The sequence below is a fragment of the Pseudomonas sp. GW823-FHT02F05 genome (assembly GCF_058797315.1).
This window is the reverse complement of sequence record NZ_JBXAJM010000028.1, coordinates 27,678-42,421: the sequence shown is the minus strand read 5'-3', so window position 1 is coordinate 42,421 and position 14,744 is coordinate 27,678. Positions and strand designations below refer to the sequence as shown.

Genomic DNA, 14,744 nt, shown 5'->3' with positions numbered 1-14,744 from the left:
ACGGAAGCATAACCCTACAACTTAATTGAATAAGACTCTAGCACTGGCCAAGAACGGCGAGGCAGGCCTGCTTATGCCTGAAAAAAGGTAAGCGGGTATCTCTCGAGTGGTCAGCGTTAACTAAAGCCTGATAAGGAGCGCAACATGGAAGATAAAAAGACGCTGTTGAACGCCAAGAAAGTAGAGCTGGGCAATCATCGGATCTTTGCTGAAATCAATTCGCTGCCGGTCCTGCGCGCCTTTATGGAAACCCATGTGTTTGCGGTGTGGGATTTCATGTCCCTGGCCAAGCGCCTGCAACAGGACCTCACCTGTACTCGCCTGCCTTGGCTGCCTCCCGTGGACCCGGCGGCCGCGCACCTGATCAACGAAATCATCCTGGGCGAAGAGTCCGACCAGAACTTGCAAGGCGGTCACTACAGCCACTTCGAACTCTACCTGCATGCCATGCGCGAAGTCAGCGCCAGCACCGACAAGATCGAACACTTTGTCAAACTGATACGCGAAGGCGTCGATCTGAAAACGGCCTTGAGCCGTTGCGGTGCAGGCCTGGCAGCGTCGGCTTTCGTCACTGACACCATCGAAACCGCCATCAACGCTTCCACCCACAGTGTGGCTGCTGCGTTTTTGCATGGCCGTGAAAGTGTCATCCCGCAGATGTTCCAGCGCATTCTGGACGATTGGGATATCACCGCAGACGACGCGCCAACCTTTCGCTATTACCTGCAGCGCCACATCGAAGTCGACTCGGAAGACCACGGCCCGGCGGCAGAAAGCCTGTTGGCGCGCCTGGTCAATGGCGATGCGCAGCGTCAGGAAGAGGTCTACGTATCGGCTATCGCGGCGGTACAAAGCCGCCTGGCGTTGTGGGACAACCTGCGCGTGGCCATGGGCGAAACGGTCAGTGAGTGCGTGGCATGAACTTCGAAGTGATCGAGGCCGACCAGGCCCAATGGTTTGAGGTGACCTCTGAACGCGGTATCACGCTGACCGTCTTCAAAGACACATTGGACCCTGTTACGAAAACTGGAGTGCGTACACGTCTGGTACGTTTTCACCCTGGGGGCGGCACCCGTGAAATCTATACCCATGATTATCACGAAGAAGTGTATTTGATTGACGGCGACCAGACAGAGCAGGCCAGTGAGGGGCGCCCGGAGAAAACTTACCGCGACGGTAGTTACTTCTTCAGGGCCGCACACACGAAGCACGGGCCGTTTAATTCGAAAGACGGATGCCTGTTGTTTGAAGTGCACTACTACTGAGTATCATGAATAAAGGAAGTAGTCATGAGAGCTGAAGCATATCAATCGTTTTCCGAGTCGTGGGAGGAAAGGGCGACCATTCGGACGCGCCCGAGACGACGCTTGGAAGATGACGAAAAGTTAATATTTCCGGCCAGTCGTCAACCATTGGTCATGAGCGCAACCTTTATGCAGGAGTGTAGTCACTTACAGCATTTTGTTCTCGTTCAGAGCTTGTATAAGTTCATTAATGATGTGGTGATTTTCGAAACCGAAATTGTCGACAAGACCGCCAGGAGCATTGCGAAAGATAACTTCGCTATCCGCTTTCCGTTTGCGTGCCGTTACGACGCGATGACCGTGGTCGTCGATGAGGACTATCACGCGCTAGTGGCGATGGACTACATGCAACAGACCATCGAGTTGACGGGCATCGAACCCATCACCTTGCCAGCGGAAATCGAGCTCAGCCGTTCAATCCCCAAGGCATTGGCCATGGCGCCCGCGCACCTCAAGGCTGCTGTCGAGCTGATCTGCGTGGCCATTGCGGAAAACACCCTGACCAACGATGTTGCCGCGTTTGCCCGCGACGACTCGGTCAAGGCATCGGTCAAGGGGTTGATGGCCGACCACTTGGCGGATGAGGGTCGACATTCGGGCTTTTGGGCCAAGTTGACGCGCATTTACTGGAATACCGCGAGCGAAGAGGACAAACGTGTGCTGGCCTCGATCATGCCGGTGTTCCTGGGAGAGTACCTGACCAACGAGATCCAGCAGGGGTTTGATTTCGCGCTGATCGAGCAACTGCCGGTGAACCCCAGCGTCAAGGCGGCGTTGCGTGAAGAGGTCGAAGGCATGAGTTTTCCGATCACGCCGTCTCACCCGCTGGTAGGCAACATCGTCCGATTCTTCAAACACAGCGGCCTGCTCGACGCTCCCTGCATGCAGGAAGCGCTCGCCGATTATCTGCGCTAGAGGACAACTTCGATGAGACATCTTGATATCGTTTTGTGCGGGCGCAGCCATGCGCTCGCCTGCCTTACGCAAGAGTTGGAACAGATGGGGCACACCGCCCGCTTGTTGACCAGCGATAACGCCATTGAGCTTTGCCAGTTATCGGCGCCGGACGTGTTGATAGACGACGCTAGCACGGCGCAACTCCCGCACTATCCGTCGTGTCATCGCCTATCTTTGCGGGCGCAGGCTGACGATGACAGTGATGTTCTCGCGCCACTGCGGGTGGACTGCCTGTGGCGTCCTGGCGATGGCGATTGGATGCTGCTGGGGCGTCGTGAAGTCAGCGCCTCCCTCGCCGGCAACGGTGCCGACCGGGCACGTGAAGCGATAGCGCAAGTGGTAGAGATGGCCAGTGTGCACATCGGGCGTTTCTCACGCAGTGCTGACTATCTTGAGGCGCCCCGTGAGCCGGTGCAGGCGATTGATCGCTTGTCGAGCCTGACCCTGTTGGATGGCCTGGCCTGGCGTCATCGCCACAATGCGAGCGCTAATACCGGCATTCTGGAGGAGGCCAGGCGCCCCTTTGTGCAGCGCTTGGCCGATAGCCTGTTGGCCAACGCCGAGCGCAACGCCCTGAAAGTGCAAGGGCGGGGTATGTCCTATGCGCAACTGCACGCTTATAGCGTTGCGATCCAGGAACGCTTGCAACCCTTGCTTGAAACCTCGACCCCAGGGTTGACGGTGGTCGGCATCTCGTTGCCCAAAGGCACTGCGCTCTATGCAGCGATCCTGGCGGTGATTGGTTGCGGTGCGGTGTACCTGCCGTTGGACCCGAACCATCCTGTCGAACGCCGTGCGGCCATCCTCAAGCATGCCGGTGCCAGCCTGCTGATCCAGGACACCGAGGCAGACAACCCGCTACCGGGCCTGGCTACCCTGGATATTGGCCATCTGGACTTCTTCCACCACGGCGCCAAGGGCTACAGCCGTGTCGCCCTGGCCCCGGATCAGAGCCTGTTGCGCGTAGCGCTGGACGGTTCGGCACCCTGTGTGGCGATCTACACGTCCGGTACCACCGGCCAACCCAAAGGCGTGTTGCTCACAGTCGACAACTTGAGCCACTTCTGTGCGTGGTATGCCCGTTACGTGGAACTGGACCGCCATAGCCGCGCCCTGCAGTTCTCGACCATCAATTTCGATGCATCGCTGCTGGATATCTTCCCGACGCTGATCCAGGGTGGCGAGTTGATCGTGCCCACCGAAGACCAGCGCCGCGACCCGGTGGCGCTTGCTGAGTTGATCCAACAGGAGCAGGTCACCCACGCCTTTTTGCCGCCGGCTTTGCTCAGCATCATCCAGCTTGAATCGCTGTACGGCATGCAGCACTTGGTGACGGGCGGCGATGTGTGCGAACCCCACGTGATCGAACAACTGGTTGGCCATTGTGCACTGCACAACATCTATGGCCCCACCGAGACCACGGTGCTCGCCACCTGCCGTACCTTCCAACGGGGGGACAACAATCGCAACCTGGGCGTACCGATTGCCAATACCGCGATTTACCTGCTGGATGAGCACGGCCAACCGGTAGGCGAAAATGACAGCGGTGAAATCCACATCGCCGGGCCAGGGGTGGGCGCCGGTTACCTGGGCGCCTTGCAAATGACGGCCGAACGCTATCGGCTGCACGAGTTGCCCGATGGCCAGTGGGTGCGCCTCTACCGTACCGGTGACCTGGCGCGTTGGACCGAGGAGGGCATCCAGATCATCGGGCGCCTGGATAACCAGGTGAAGATCCGCGGTTTTCGGGTGGAGCCGGAAGAGATCGAACACCTGCTGCAATCGAGCCAGTTGTTCCGGCAACTGGCGGTGGTCATCGATCACCAGCGCCGCATCCTGGCGTTTTTCTCCCAGCCCCAAGAGGGCGAGGGCCAGGCGGCCAGCGAGCAGTTGCAGGCCTATGCGCTCAAGCATTTGCCCGACTACATGCGCCCCAGCGCCTATTGCCTGCTGGACCGGTTGCCGGCCACGGCCAATGGCAAGGTCGACCGCAAGGCCCTGAGAGACCTGCCGGTCAACTACAAGACGCAAGGGCCGCGCCTGGCTCCCCAGAACGCCACCCAGGCGCAGTTGCTGGAGCTGTGGTCCAGGCTGCTCGACTTGCCTGGGCCGGACATTTCCGTAGATGACAGTTTCTTCAATCTGGGTGGCCATTCGATCCTGTTGTCGCAGATGCTCATGGGGATTCGCGAGGCGTTCGGCAAAGGAGTCTCGATCAACCGTTTTATTGAGCAACCCACCTTGGTCAACCTCGCCAACCTTATTGACCAGGACGTCGAGGCCACTGCTACGGTCAGTCCGCAGGCGCTGCAAGACGCCATGATCCGGCCTGAGCTGGAGGTACTGCCCATCAGTCGATTGGGCAACGTACATAAAGTCATCGTGACCGGTTCCAACGGGTTCCTGGGTGTGCATATCGTCGAGGCCCTGCTGGAACTGGGCAGCACCGAAGTGGCGTGCCTGGTGCGCGAGTCCGGCGGCATGAGCGCGCAAGAGCGCTTCGAGGATGCGCTGATCCAGAACCGCCTCGAACATCTGGACCTGAGCCGGGTCAAGGTCCTGGCGGCGGATATCAGCAAGCCGCGCCTGGGGTTGTCCGAGCAGGACTATGAATGGCTGGATCGTGAATACGGCGTGTTGATCTACAACGCGGCCAACGTCAACCACGTGCTCGACTACGAGTCGCTGGTCAAGGACAACGTCACGCCGGTGCTGGAATGCCTGCAATTGTGTGAAGGGCGCAGCAAGAAAATTTTCAACTTCATTTCCACCCTGTCGGCCTCCAGCACGGTGGACGAGCAGGGCCGGGTATTGGAAGAACCGCCTGCCTTCACGCCGCCCATCTACATCCGCAATGGTTACAACCTCTCCAAATGGGTGGCTGAGCGCATCTTGTGGAACGCCAGTGAGTCGGGGGTGTGGGTCAATCTCTATCGCCCTGGAAACATCGCGTTCAATACGCGAACCGGTGTGTGCCAGCCTCATCAGAACCGTTTGATGCTGATGCTCAAAGGCTCCTTGCAGCTTAAGCAAGTGCCCGAACTGGCGCTCAACTTCGACCTGATGCCGGTGGACTTCCTCGCACGCTTCATTGCGTTTCACGCCAGCCGTCATAACCGCACCAAAGCGGTGTTCAACTTGCACAACCCGCTGCCTTTGACATGGGCTCACTATCTGGAGGCGTTCCGCACGGCCGGTCACGATTTCCAGATGGTCCCGGTGACACAATGGCAGCAACGCCTGTCGGCCATCGACAGTGATAACGCGTTGTTCGGCGTGGTCGGTTTTTACCTCAATGGGTTTGAAGAAGACATTGGCGATATCTCGATGATCGAGTACCGCAATGCACTCTCAGGCATCCAGAGCATGGGCGAAGACTACCCAGCCAAGAACAGTGAGTTGCTGCAAAAAGGCTGTGACTACCTCAAGCAAATCGATTTCATCTGAGCAAAAAAAAGGAGCTTACCCATGCAACATTTTGAACCCGATACCCTGGTCCGTAATCCAGTCGGCAACCCTGTCGTCGCCAGCGTCAGCGTGAATGGCGATGCTCGCAGTGTGTGGAATGTCGTCGGAGATTTCGCCGGTTTCACGAAGTTTATTCCGGCCTTGTCCCATATCGAGATGACGGGCGAGGGCGTGCGCTCGGTACGCAAGAAGCTGTTCAAGGACGGCAATGTCGTGATTGAGCAACTCAACAGCCATGACGATCAAGCCATGACCATGACCTGGTCGCTGATCTACACCTCGCTGAACATCGGTAACCTGTGGGCGCTGATGGAGGTGGTGCCACAAGGCCCGAACCAGAGCCTGGCGACCTGGACCATCATTGGCCAGCCCTACACGGGCGGCAAGGAAGACGTACCGGCGTTCGAAGCTTTCCTGCAAGGCTTTGCCGATGACGCGATGAAGAACGTACAGGCGCTCTTCAACTGACATAGGAAGAGCAGGCAGTGGCTGATTCCGTGGCGAGGGAGCTTGCTCCCGTTGGGGCGCGAAGCGACCCTGAGAATAGGACTGCTGCGCAGTCCAGCGGGAGCAAGCTCCCTCGCCACAGAAGCGTTCTGCTGTTTTAAGCGTTAGTTGATGGCCTGATCAATCCCCGCCTGCAAGGCCTGGCTCTCACTGTGCCCACCCGCGCGCAGCGGGCCCAGGTTGAAGGCTTGGTCATTGCGTGTGGCGTCGTCGTGTTTCTGGGTCAGTTCGTCCTTGGCACCCAGGGCCAGGTTGACCGGTGACTTCGAAACGTTCAGCCCGACATCGGCGCGGTAGTCGCTGCCGGCCAGTGTGGTTGCCGTCACCTTGGAGCCACCCAGCTCAACCTTGCCATTGGGCGAACTGATCCGCGCGCCCGTAAGCTGGGTATCACCCTTGACCTGCAGGTTGACGCCGTGGCTCGCGCGAATGCCTGACGCCTGGGTGACGCTGTCCTTGGCCACATGGCTGACATCCAGATACAGAGTCGGGGTGTAGCTGGTGTTGCCGCTCTTGTCGCCGAACAACACGCTTTCGGCGGTATTGGCCACCTTGCTGCCGGTGGTGTCTTTGCCACTGACGGTGTAGCTGTCGCTGGTTTTTGGCCAGACCTTATCCTTGAAGCCAGACAAGCGCGTGCCCAGGGCATCGGTCTTGTCTGCCAGGTATGCCTTGGCCTTGTCCACGCGGGTACCGAAGGCGCCACGGGGTTCCGGGTTCACATCGTAGCTGCCACTGCGAGTGAGTTTTTCGCCCAAGCGTTCCTTGGCATTGACCACGCTGTTGACCACGCTGTCCTTGGCCGAAGCCAGGTGCCCGGTGCCTTTGTCGACGACGTTCTCCAGCTTGTCGCGATGCTTGTCGAACGCGCCTTCAGCCTTGGCTTGTACCTTGTCCTTCAATGGGCCGCTGGCTTTGGCCAGCTTATCCACCACCCCCGGCTGGTTTTTTTCGACATCCAGCCTGGCGTCGACATTCACCTGAGTGCTGTTGACCTGGTCCTTGCGGCTTTCGACGACGAGGTCGCCGCCCACCGTGCCATGTACCTTGTTGGCGTCGATACGCGCTCCGGCCAGATGGGTATCGCCGGCACTGTTGAGGGTGACGTCACCCGCTGTGATCACGCTGTTGTGCTGCGTGGTGCCTTGCAAGTAATCCACATCGACCTTGGCCCGCGCATTGATGCCGCGCTGGGTCTTGGGTGTCTCATGTTCACCGGCGTCGGCCAGGGTGGTTTGGCCGACGCTGCCCCCTGCGCCCAGGGTGACGCCCCAGTTGCCACGGGCCTGGTTCGATTGCGCAGACTCTTGCAGGATGCCTCCGTTTTGCGCATCCAGGCTAACGCTGGCTGCGCTGACCTGAGTGCCCTGCAAGTGGATGGCATCGGTTGCATCAGCGCCGCTGGCGAGGCTGACCTTGCCGCTGCTGTGCAACTGCCCGACGACGGCGCTCTGGTCGTTTTCCGCTACTTTGCCAATGTTGAAGTTGGCGCTGAGGCTGCCGGTCTTGCTGCTGCTTTCGGCGCTGCTGGTCTTGCCGGCACCGAGGGTCAGGCCACCGCCCAGGTTGCTGCCGTTGCTGACGTGGCTATCGGTGGCGGCTTGCAGGTTTAGCTTGCCGCCGGCATTGAGGCTGATATCGCCAGCCTTCGCGCCCGTACTGCCGATCTGCGTGCCTTGCAGGGTCATGTCAGCGCCGCTGCTGAGCTTGACGGGGCCGCTGCCCTGGATGGTCGCGACCTGGGCCTGGCTGTCCTGGGTGTCCAGGCGCTTGTTATCCAACTGCACGCCGGCACCGAGGTTGACGTTGCTGCCATTGGCGCCGGGCGCGGTGCCCACCGTCAGTGAGCCGTTGCCGCGCAGCGTGCTGCTGTTTTTGCTCTGGGTGTTGGTGGCCTGGTTGAGCGCCAGCTCACCGTCGGTCTTGAGGTTGACCCCGGCCTGGCCGCCGTCGAACTGGCTGCCTTCATAACGAGCATCGCCCTTGGCTTCGATGCTCACGCCTTGGCTGGCCACATAGCTGCCGACCACCGCCGTGCTGCTGGACTCGCGCACATCGCTGCTGCCGCCCAGGCCACTGCCGCGCACATTCAGGTCTTCACCGGTGGTGGTATAGACTCGCACGCCAGCCTTGGCGTCCACGCCTTGCTCGCTGCTGCTGTGGGTGTTGGCCGCTGCGGTAGCAACGTGCTCGCCCGCCTTGATGTTCAGCCCGCCCTCGGTGGCGCGGTACTGGGTGCCCTCGTCCTGCAAGGTGCCGGCCGCATTGACCTGCACCGTGGCGCCACTGAACTGGCTGACCACTGCGGTGCTGCCCTGCGTTGTGCCGGTTTTGTTCGTGTGCCCGACTTCCACATCCAGGCCGACATTGGGTTGCTCGAATGCATCCAGCAAACCGGGCTGATGGAACTTGGCCTGGGCCACGCCCTCGACGGCTTTTTCGATCGGGCGGGTAATGCCTTTGTATTCCACATTGGCGCCGACATCGGCGGTCCAGCCGTTTTCCTTGTGGGTGCTGGTCTCGGTGGAATGGGCGGCCTGGTTGTCGATCTGGCCAGCGTTGACCTGCAGCCCGGCGCCGGCCTTGGCCTGTGCACCCTCGCTGGTGAAGGTGTTGCCAGCGTTGATGGTCAGCTTGCCGGCCGCGGCCACGGTGCTGGTTTGCGCAGTGGTTTTTTCAGCGGTGTCTTGGCTGCTTTGGTGGCTGAACTGAGCGCCACTGCCTGCCCGATCAATGCCGCCGGTGTAGTAGAAACTGCCGCCGGTGGCGGTTTTGTCGACGGCTTCGGTGCGCTTGTCGTGGGCGGCCAACAGCTCGACGTTTTTGCCGCTCAGGCTCGCATCGCCTTCGGTGGCCTGGAGGTTGGACCCGGTGATGCTGACATCGCCTGCGGCGTTAACCGCCACACTGGCGCCTTTAAGGCTGGAAGCCTGTTGTTGCGTGGTGTCGGTCTGGCGGGTTTGCTGCTGGTCTTCATAACTCAGGCCCGCACGGTACTGGCGGCTGACACCCTCGGTTTCCTTGGCGTAGCCATCGAAGCCACGGCTATGGGTGCGAGTGGTTTCGTGGGTGGTGTTCTCGGCGGCAACGACCTTGATATCGCCCTTGGCATCCGCTTGCAGTTCACCCGCGGCGGACACCTGGGAGCCACTGACGGTGATGTCCTTGGCACTTTGCAGCTTGAGGTTGCTGTCCGAGCGCAGGTTGCTGGCAACCACGGTGCTGTCCTTGAGGTTCTTGCGGCTTTCGTCCTTGGAGATACCGAAGAACTTGCTGTCATTGCTGTAGCGGTTGTCGTGGGAGGTGTCCTGGACGCCGTCGATCACCAGCGAGCCTTTGTCACTGATGACGCTGGCCTGTTTGCCGCCTCGGGCCTGGCTGCCGCTGATGCGCACGTCGTCGGCCTTGACGATCAGCTTGCCGTCGGCGTTGACCTTGCTACCAGTGTTCGACGTCTTGCCCTGGTTACCGTCGCCTTGCTTGCCGAAGAAGCTGCCACCGGTGAGGTCGCCGGAGTAGGCATTGTCGCTGCTGCTCTGGGTACGGCTGGCGCTGGCGATTTCCACGTGCCGGGCGGCCAGTTGGATATCGCCGGGGGTTTTCAGCTCGGCGCCTTGCAATTGCAGCTTCTGTTGGCTGGTCAGCTCCAGTGTCTTTCCGGCCTTGAGGCTGCTGGTGATGCTGCGTTGTTCGCTGCTGGATTTATCCCAGTTGGCTTTCCACAGGTGCTTGCGATGGTTGCCCTGGTCGCGGGTTTCATGGGTTTCGGTGGCGGCGTTAACGTGCAGGTTGGCACCGCTGTCGACGCGCAGAGTGTTGCCCGCTTCCACATGGCTGGCTTTGATCTCGGTGTTGGCACCGGAAGACAGCGCCGCATCCTGTTGCGCCACAACCTTGTTGCCGTGCTGGCGCGAGTCTTTGTCGGTGGTGGTGCGGTCGTAGGTTTCGTAGGTGAACAGGAAGTTGCTGTTGTTCCACTGTTCACGCTTTTCCTGGAGCTTGCGGCTTTCCAGGCTGCTGAGGGTCAGGTTGCGGCTGGCGTCGAGTTTGACGTTGCGCCCGCTGACGTCGGTGGCGGCCAGGCTCAAATCCTTGGCGCTGTCCAAGTCGATATCGCCCTGGCGGCTGTGCACGCCAGCGCGAGTGGCGTCGAGGCTGTCGGCGCGCACCTGGCCGCTGATATCAAGGTCGCCGGCCGAACTGATCTTCACCCCGTCAGTGCCTTGCACCTGCACGCCGCCCACGCGTACACCGGCGCCTTCGGCGGTGCTGATGATATTGATGCGCCCGGCCTGCATTGCGCCGAACAGGCGCGCGTCGATGCGTTGGTCCTGGGTCTTGCTGGCCGGGTCCACCTGGCGTACCTGCCCGCTGGCGAAATCCACCTGGTTGCGGCCGACGGTGAGGTTCAATTGATCGCGGGCACTGAGGCGACCTTCGCTGTCGATGCGCGGCGCGATCAGGTTGATGGACCCTTCGCGGTTGTGCAGGCCCTGGCCTTGCACTGTCAGTTGGCCGTTGGCATCGCGGGTGCTCAAGGCTTGCAGCTTGCCGTCGTTGAGTTCAGGGCGGCCCACCACCAGGTTGGCATTGGGCGTGTTGATGAAACTGCCGCCATTCACCGAAATGCCGTTAGGGTTGGCCAGCACGTAATCGGCCGCCTGGCCGAAAATCTCCTGGGCGCCGTTGAGGGTCGAGGCGTTGCGGCTGATCACTTCGTTGAGGATCACGCTCGCCGCCTGGCCCTGGAACTGCGGGTTGGCGGCCAATTGCCCGGCAAGTTGGGACTGGCCGGCCTGCAAGGCGTTGTTCAACACCAGGCCCTGGCGGTCGACGTTGTAATCCAGGAACTGGTTATGGGACAGGCCACCGGCGTTCGGCGCGACGATGTTGACGATGGGGACGCCGCCCTGGTTTTGCAGCTGCGGCGTACCGCCAGGGCCTTCGACGACGGTCAAGCCTGCGGCGAGCGCGAGCTGCGGCAGCAGGAAGAGACTAGCGATGGCCCAGCGCAGTTTGCCCTGGGGTGAAAGGTGGAAGCTGTGTGGAGTAGTCGGCATAAATAATCTCGCTCTGTGTTGGCTGATCCACGACGCGCGTTGTTCGTTGCAACGCTGCTGGGGTGGTCAGGTACGGCGGTGACTCAGGCTAAAAACAGGTAATTGGCTCATCGGTGCACACTCATATCTGCAAGCTAAGGCGCGTCAGCCAGACCTCCGGCTCCTGGCGAAAACCTGTGGGGGTGTTGAGGTTGCGTTGGTAGTCGATGTCGAGCTGTACGTTCTTCCAGCTCAGGTTGAGCCCCGCGCTGGCGCCGCTCAGGCGTTGGCTCTGGGCGCCGTGTTCGTGCTTGACCCAGCCGTTGTCCAGGCCCAGGCGCGGGGTGAGCTTCACCGGCAAGTCAGTGTTGAGCGGCAGGCGCAAGGTGTTGCGCCAGACCGCGCCAATGGCACCGGAACTACTGTTTTCGCGGTAGCCGCGCACGGCCGAGTCGTCGGTGATCAGCAACTGTTCGATGGCGGGCAACGCATCCGGGCTGTACTGCACCGACAACTGGCTCTGCCACTGCCATGGCTGCGCTGCCCATTGGCCGTTGCGCCATTGGGTGAGGTTGGCGCGGTACTTTTGAAACTGCGCCTTGGGCCGGTTTTTCTGCACCTGGTCGGCATCGCGATCGGCGCCGAACCAGGTCAGGCCCTGGGCGTAATTGACGTCCAGGTTCCACACCGCGCTGTTGAGCCAGAACAGGTTCATGCCCGCTTCGGCTACGGTCAGCGTGGGGCTTTGGATGTCCAGGTGTACCTTCTGTAGGTAGCTGTCGACGTCTTTGTAGGCCAGTTGCAGGTTGGCGCTGAGTTGGTGGCCCTGGTCGCGCCACAACACACGGTCGCTACGCAGGCTGACCTGATCGGTGCGGCCACTGTTGTAAAACGTGGCGCGGCTGAGTTTGAACGGCGAGCGGTATTCGGCATGGCTGGCGAACAGGCTGTAGGTCCAGTAACCGTAGGGGATCGAGTAGAACAGGCTGTGGCTGCGGCTGTAGCGCGGCCCATGGTTGAGCGTGTCGCTGAAGCTCAGGTTGAGCGAGTCGTTGATTTGCAGCGGGCTGTCCAGGCTCAAGTTGATCGTATTGCGATCACGCCCGGTGCCGGCGCTGCCGAGGTTATCCACCCCCAGGCCCAGGGCCCAGCGCGAGGCACTGCTGCGCGAGCGCAGGATGATGCGCGACGCGCCCGCGGTGCTGCCTGGGGCGATGTCGGCCGTGAGGTCCACCGAGCGCAGGCGGTTGAGCTGGTCCAGGCCCTGTTCCAGATCTCGCAGGTTCAGTGGCTTGCCGAGCATCCCGGGGAATGCCCCACCCAATGACACCGGCAGGCTCTGGTCGGCCAGTTCGATGGCCTCCAGGTAGCCTTCTTCGACGTGAATATCCAGCGGTTGCCCGGCGGCGGGCGCGCTGATCAGGTAGGGGCGGCTGGCGATATAACCGGCCTCGACATACAGCCGCGTAATCTCGGCCAGCAGGCGGTTGATCTGGGTGACGCCCATGCAAGGCGCCACGTAGGGCTCGATGTGTTTGTCCAACTCGGCACGGCTGAACAGCGTGACCCCGGCCAGGCGCGTACCGCTCAAGGGCCAGCAGCGTTCGTCCTTGGCGATGTCTGTTGGCAAGGCCGGTGTGGCCGCTGGCGTACCGAAACTGCCACGTTGCATCTGGCGTTGGCGCTGCTCCAATTGTAATTGCTGCAGGTCGCGTTGCTGTTGCTGTTGCAAGCGCAGGGCTTCCTGGCCTGGCTGCGGCGCCTCGGCGCCAGCCACGGGCAGCGCCCACAGGCAGAGCAGGGCAATGCCCAGGTTCCGGGTACAATTCAAGTGTCCGGTTGAGAGCTGATTTGGCACTCGACATCCTTAACGTAGAAATACACACGATCCACACCGCACGAGCTAAACCTTGAACTCAGCGCAGACTTGCCCCACTTGAGTGAGTGCTGAACGGTTTGTTACATCGCCGTAGGATTTATTGCACATTCTGTAAGAAAAATCGTGTGATGCAGTGCTCAAATGCACAAATTCAGTGCGCGAATGGGCGTCTCAGCCCAAAAAACCTGATTTTTCAGGAGGCGGGAGGGGGCGGCGCGGTTTTGATTGTTGTCTGGGCTTCACCTAATCGGCGTGCCGCGGCGAGGAACTGAGTACCTTGCCCGGTTGCCAGATTAGGCTTTTGAATCCATTGGATATTCTGTAGCCTTGCGCAGCTTTAAGCTGTCCCCGTGCTTGATGAACAAAAACACTTCGTCCGGCGGCGCCCGAAGGGCTCCTGAGCCGGTGGTACACTCGACTTTCGCGCTACTGCGCCTGCAGGTCTTGCGAACATGACGCACATTTCCGAACGCCTACTGGTTCAAGCTCACCTCGACGCCAAGCAGCCCAAGGTCCTCAGCGCTGCCGAAGAGGCGAGCCTGCGAACCGCCATCGCCGCCGAGCTCAAGGCTCAGGACGCGGTGCTGGTTGCCCACTTTTATTGCGACCCGGTGATTCAGGCTCTGGCCGAAGAAACCGGTGGTTGTGTTTCCGACTCCCTGGAGATGGCGCGCTTTGGTGCCGCTCACCCGGCCAAAACCGTACTGGTGGCTGGCGTGCGCTTCATGGGCGAGACCGCCAAGATCCTTACGCCTGAAAAACGCATCCTGATGCCTACCCTGGAAGCCACGTGCTCCCTGGACCTGGGTTGCCCGGTGGATGAGTTTTCCGCGTTCTGCGATCAGCACCCCGAGCGCACCGTGGTGGTCTATGCCAACACCTCGGCGGCGGTCAAAGCTCGGGCGGATTGGGTGGTGACTTCCAGCTGCGCGCTGGAAATTGTCGAAAGCCTGATGGACAACGGCGAGACCATTATCTGGGGTCCGGACAAACACCTGGGCACCTACATCCAGCGCCAGACCGGTGCCGATATGCTGCTGTGGGACGGTGCCTGCATCGTCCACGAAGAATTCAAGTCCAAGCAGCTCGAAGACATGAAGGCGCTGTACCCGGATGCGGCAATCCTGGTGCACCCGGAGTCACCGACTTCGGTGATCGAATTGGCTGACGCGGTGGGTTCCACCAGCCAACTGATCGCTGCGGCGCAACGCTTGCCGAACAAGACCTTTATCGTCGCGACCGACCGCGGCATCTTCTACAAGATGCAGCAGTTGTGCCCGGACAAAGTCTTTGTCGAAGCGCCTACCGCCGGTAACGGTGCAGCCTGTCGCAGTTGCGCGCACTGCCCGTGGATGGCAATGAACACACTGGAGCGTACGTTGCAGTGTTTGCGTGAGGGCAGTAATGAGATCTTCGTGGAACCAGCGGTGATTCCCCAGGCGGTACGACCGCTCAAGCGCATGCTCGACTTTACCCAGGCAGCACGATTGAAACTGGCCGGCAACGCCTGAACACAAATCAAAATGTGGGAGCGGGGGGGGGGGGGGGGGGGGGGGGGGGGGGGGGGGGGGGGGGGGGGGGGGGGGGGGG

8 protein-coding genes are annotated in these 14,744 nt (G+C 60.7%); 6 read left to right on the top strand and 2 right to left on the bottom strand.

Going from position 1 to position 14,744, the window contains the following annotated elements; all coding sequences use genetic code 11:
- The first annotated feature begins 144 nt into the window (after nucleotides 1-144).
- Genes AC1RAC_RS25770 through AC1RAC_RS25750 form a run of 5 tightly spaced genes read left to right on the top strand, consistent with a single transcriptional unit; the run spans nucleotide 145 to nucleotide 6,197 of the window.
- On the top strand, nucleotides 145-921 hold the full coding sequence (locus tag AC1RAC_RS25770) for a DUF3050 domain-containing protein (protein ID WP_492617099.1): 777 nt from the start codon (nucleotides 145-147) through the stop codon (nucleotides 919-921).
- Entirely contained in the window at nucleotides 918-1,265 is a 348-nt protein-coding gene (locus tag AC1RAC_RS25765; protein WP_492617098.1) for a DUF4437 domain-containing protein, read from the top strand. Before AC1RAC_RS25770 ends, AC1RAC_RS25765 begins: the two co-directional genes overlap by 4 nt.
- Before the next feature lie 24 nt (nucleotides 1,266-1,289).
- Nucleotides 1,290-2,219 (top strand): diiron oxygenase, encoded by a 930-nt coding sequence (locus tag AC1RAC_RS25760; RefSeq protein ID WP_054918469.1) that lies wholly within the window; start codon nucleotides 1,290-1,292, stop codon nucleotides 2,217-2,219.
- A 12-nt stretch (nucleotides 2,220-2,231) separates the two neighbouring features.
- Entirely contained in the window at nucleotides 2,232-5,708 is a 3,477-nt protein-coding gene (locus AC1RAC_RS25755) for an amino acid adenylation domain-containing protein (RefSeq protein WP_492617097.1), read from the top strand.
- 21 nt (nucleotides 5,709-5,729) lie between these two features.
- On the top strand, nucleotides 5,730-6,197 hold the full coding sequence (locus AC1RAC_RS25750) for an SRPBCC family protein (protein WP_054918472.1): 468 nt from the start codon (nucleotides 5,730-5,732) through the stop codon (nucleotides 6,195-6,197).
- Nucleotides 6,198-6,340: 143 nt separating this feature from the next.
- Here AC1RAC_RS25750 and AC1RAC_RS25745 read toward each other — a convergent pair whose 3' ends face one another.
- A complete protein-coding gene (locus AC1RAC_RS25745; RefSeq protein WP_492617096.1) occupies nucleotides 6,341-11,296 on the bottom strand; it encodes a hemagglutinin repeat-containing protein in 4,956 nt (1,651 codons plus the stop codon).
- Between the two features lie 121 nt (nucleotides 11,297-11,417).
- Nucleotides 11,418-13,106: a ShlB/FhaC/HecB family hemolysin secretion/activation protein gene (locus tag AC1RAC_RS25740; RefSeq protein WP_492617095.1), complete on the bottom strand. Its 1,689-nt coding sequence runs from the start codon at nucleotides 13,104-13,106 to the stop codon at nucleotides 11,418-11,420.
- A 500-nt stretch (nucleotides 13,107-13,606) separates the two neighbouring features.
- On the opposite strand from AC1RAC_RS25740, the gene nadA reads away from it, so the two are divergent.
- On the top strand, nucleotides 13,607-14,665 hold the full coding sequence (gene nadA / locus AC1RAC_RS25735) for a quinolinate synthase NadA (protein ID WP_003193840.1): 1,059 nt from the start codon (nucleotides 13,607-13,609) through the stop codon (nucleotides 14,663-14,665).
- Nucleotides 14,666-14,744: the final 79 nt, after the last annotated feature.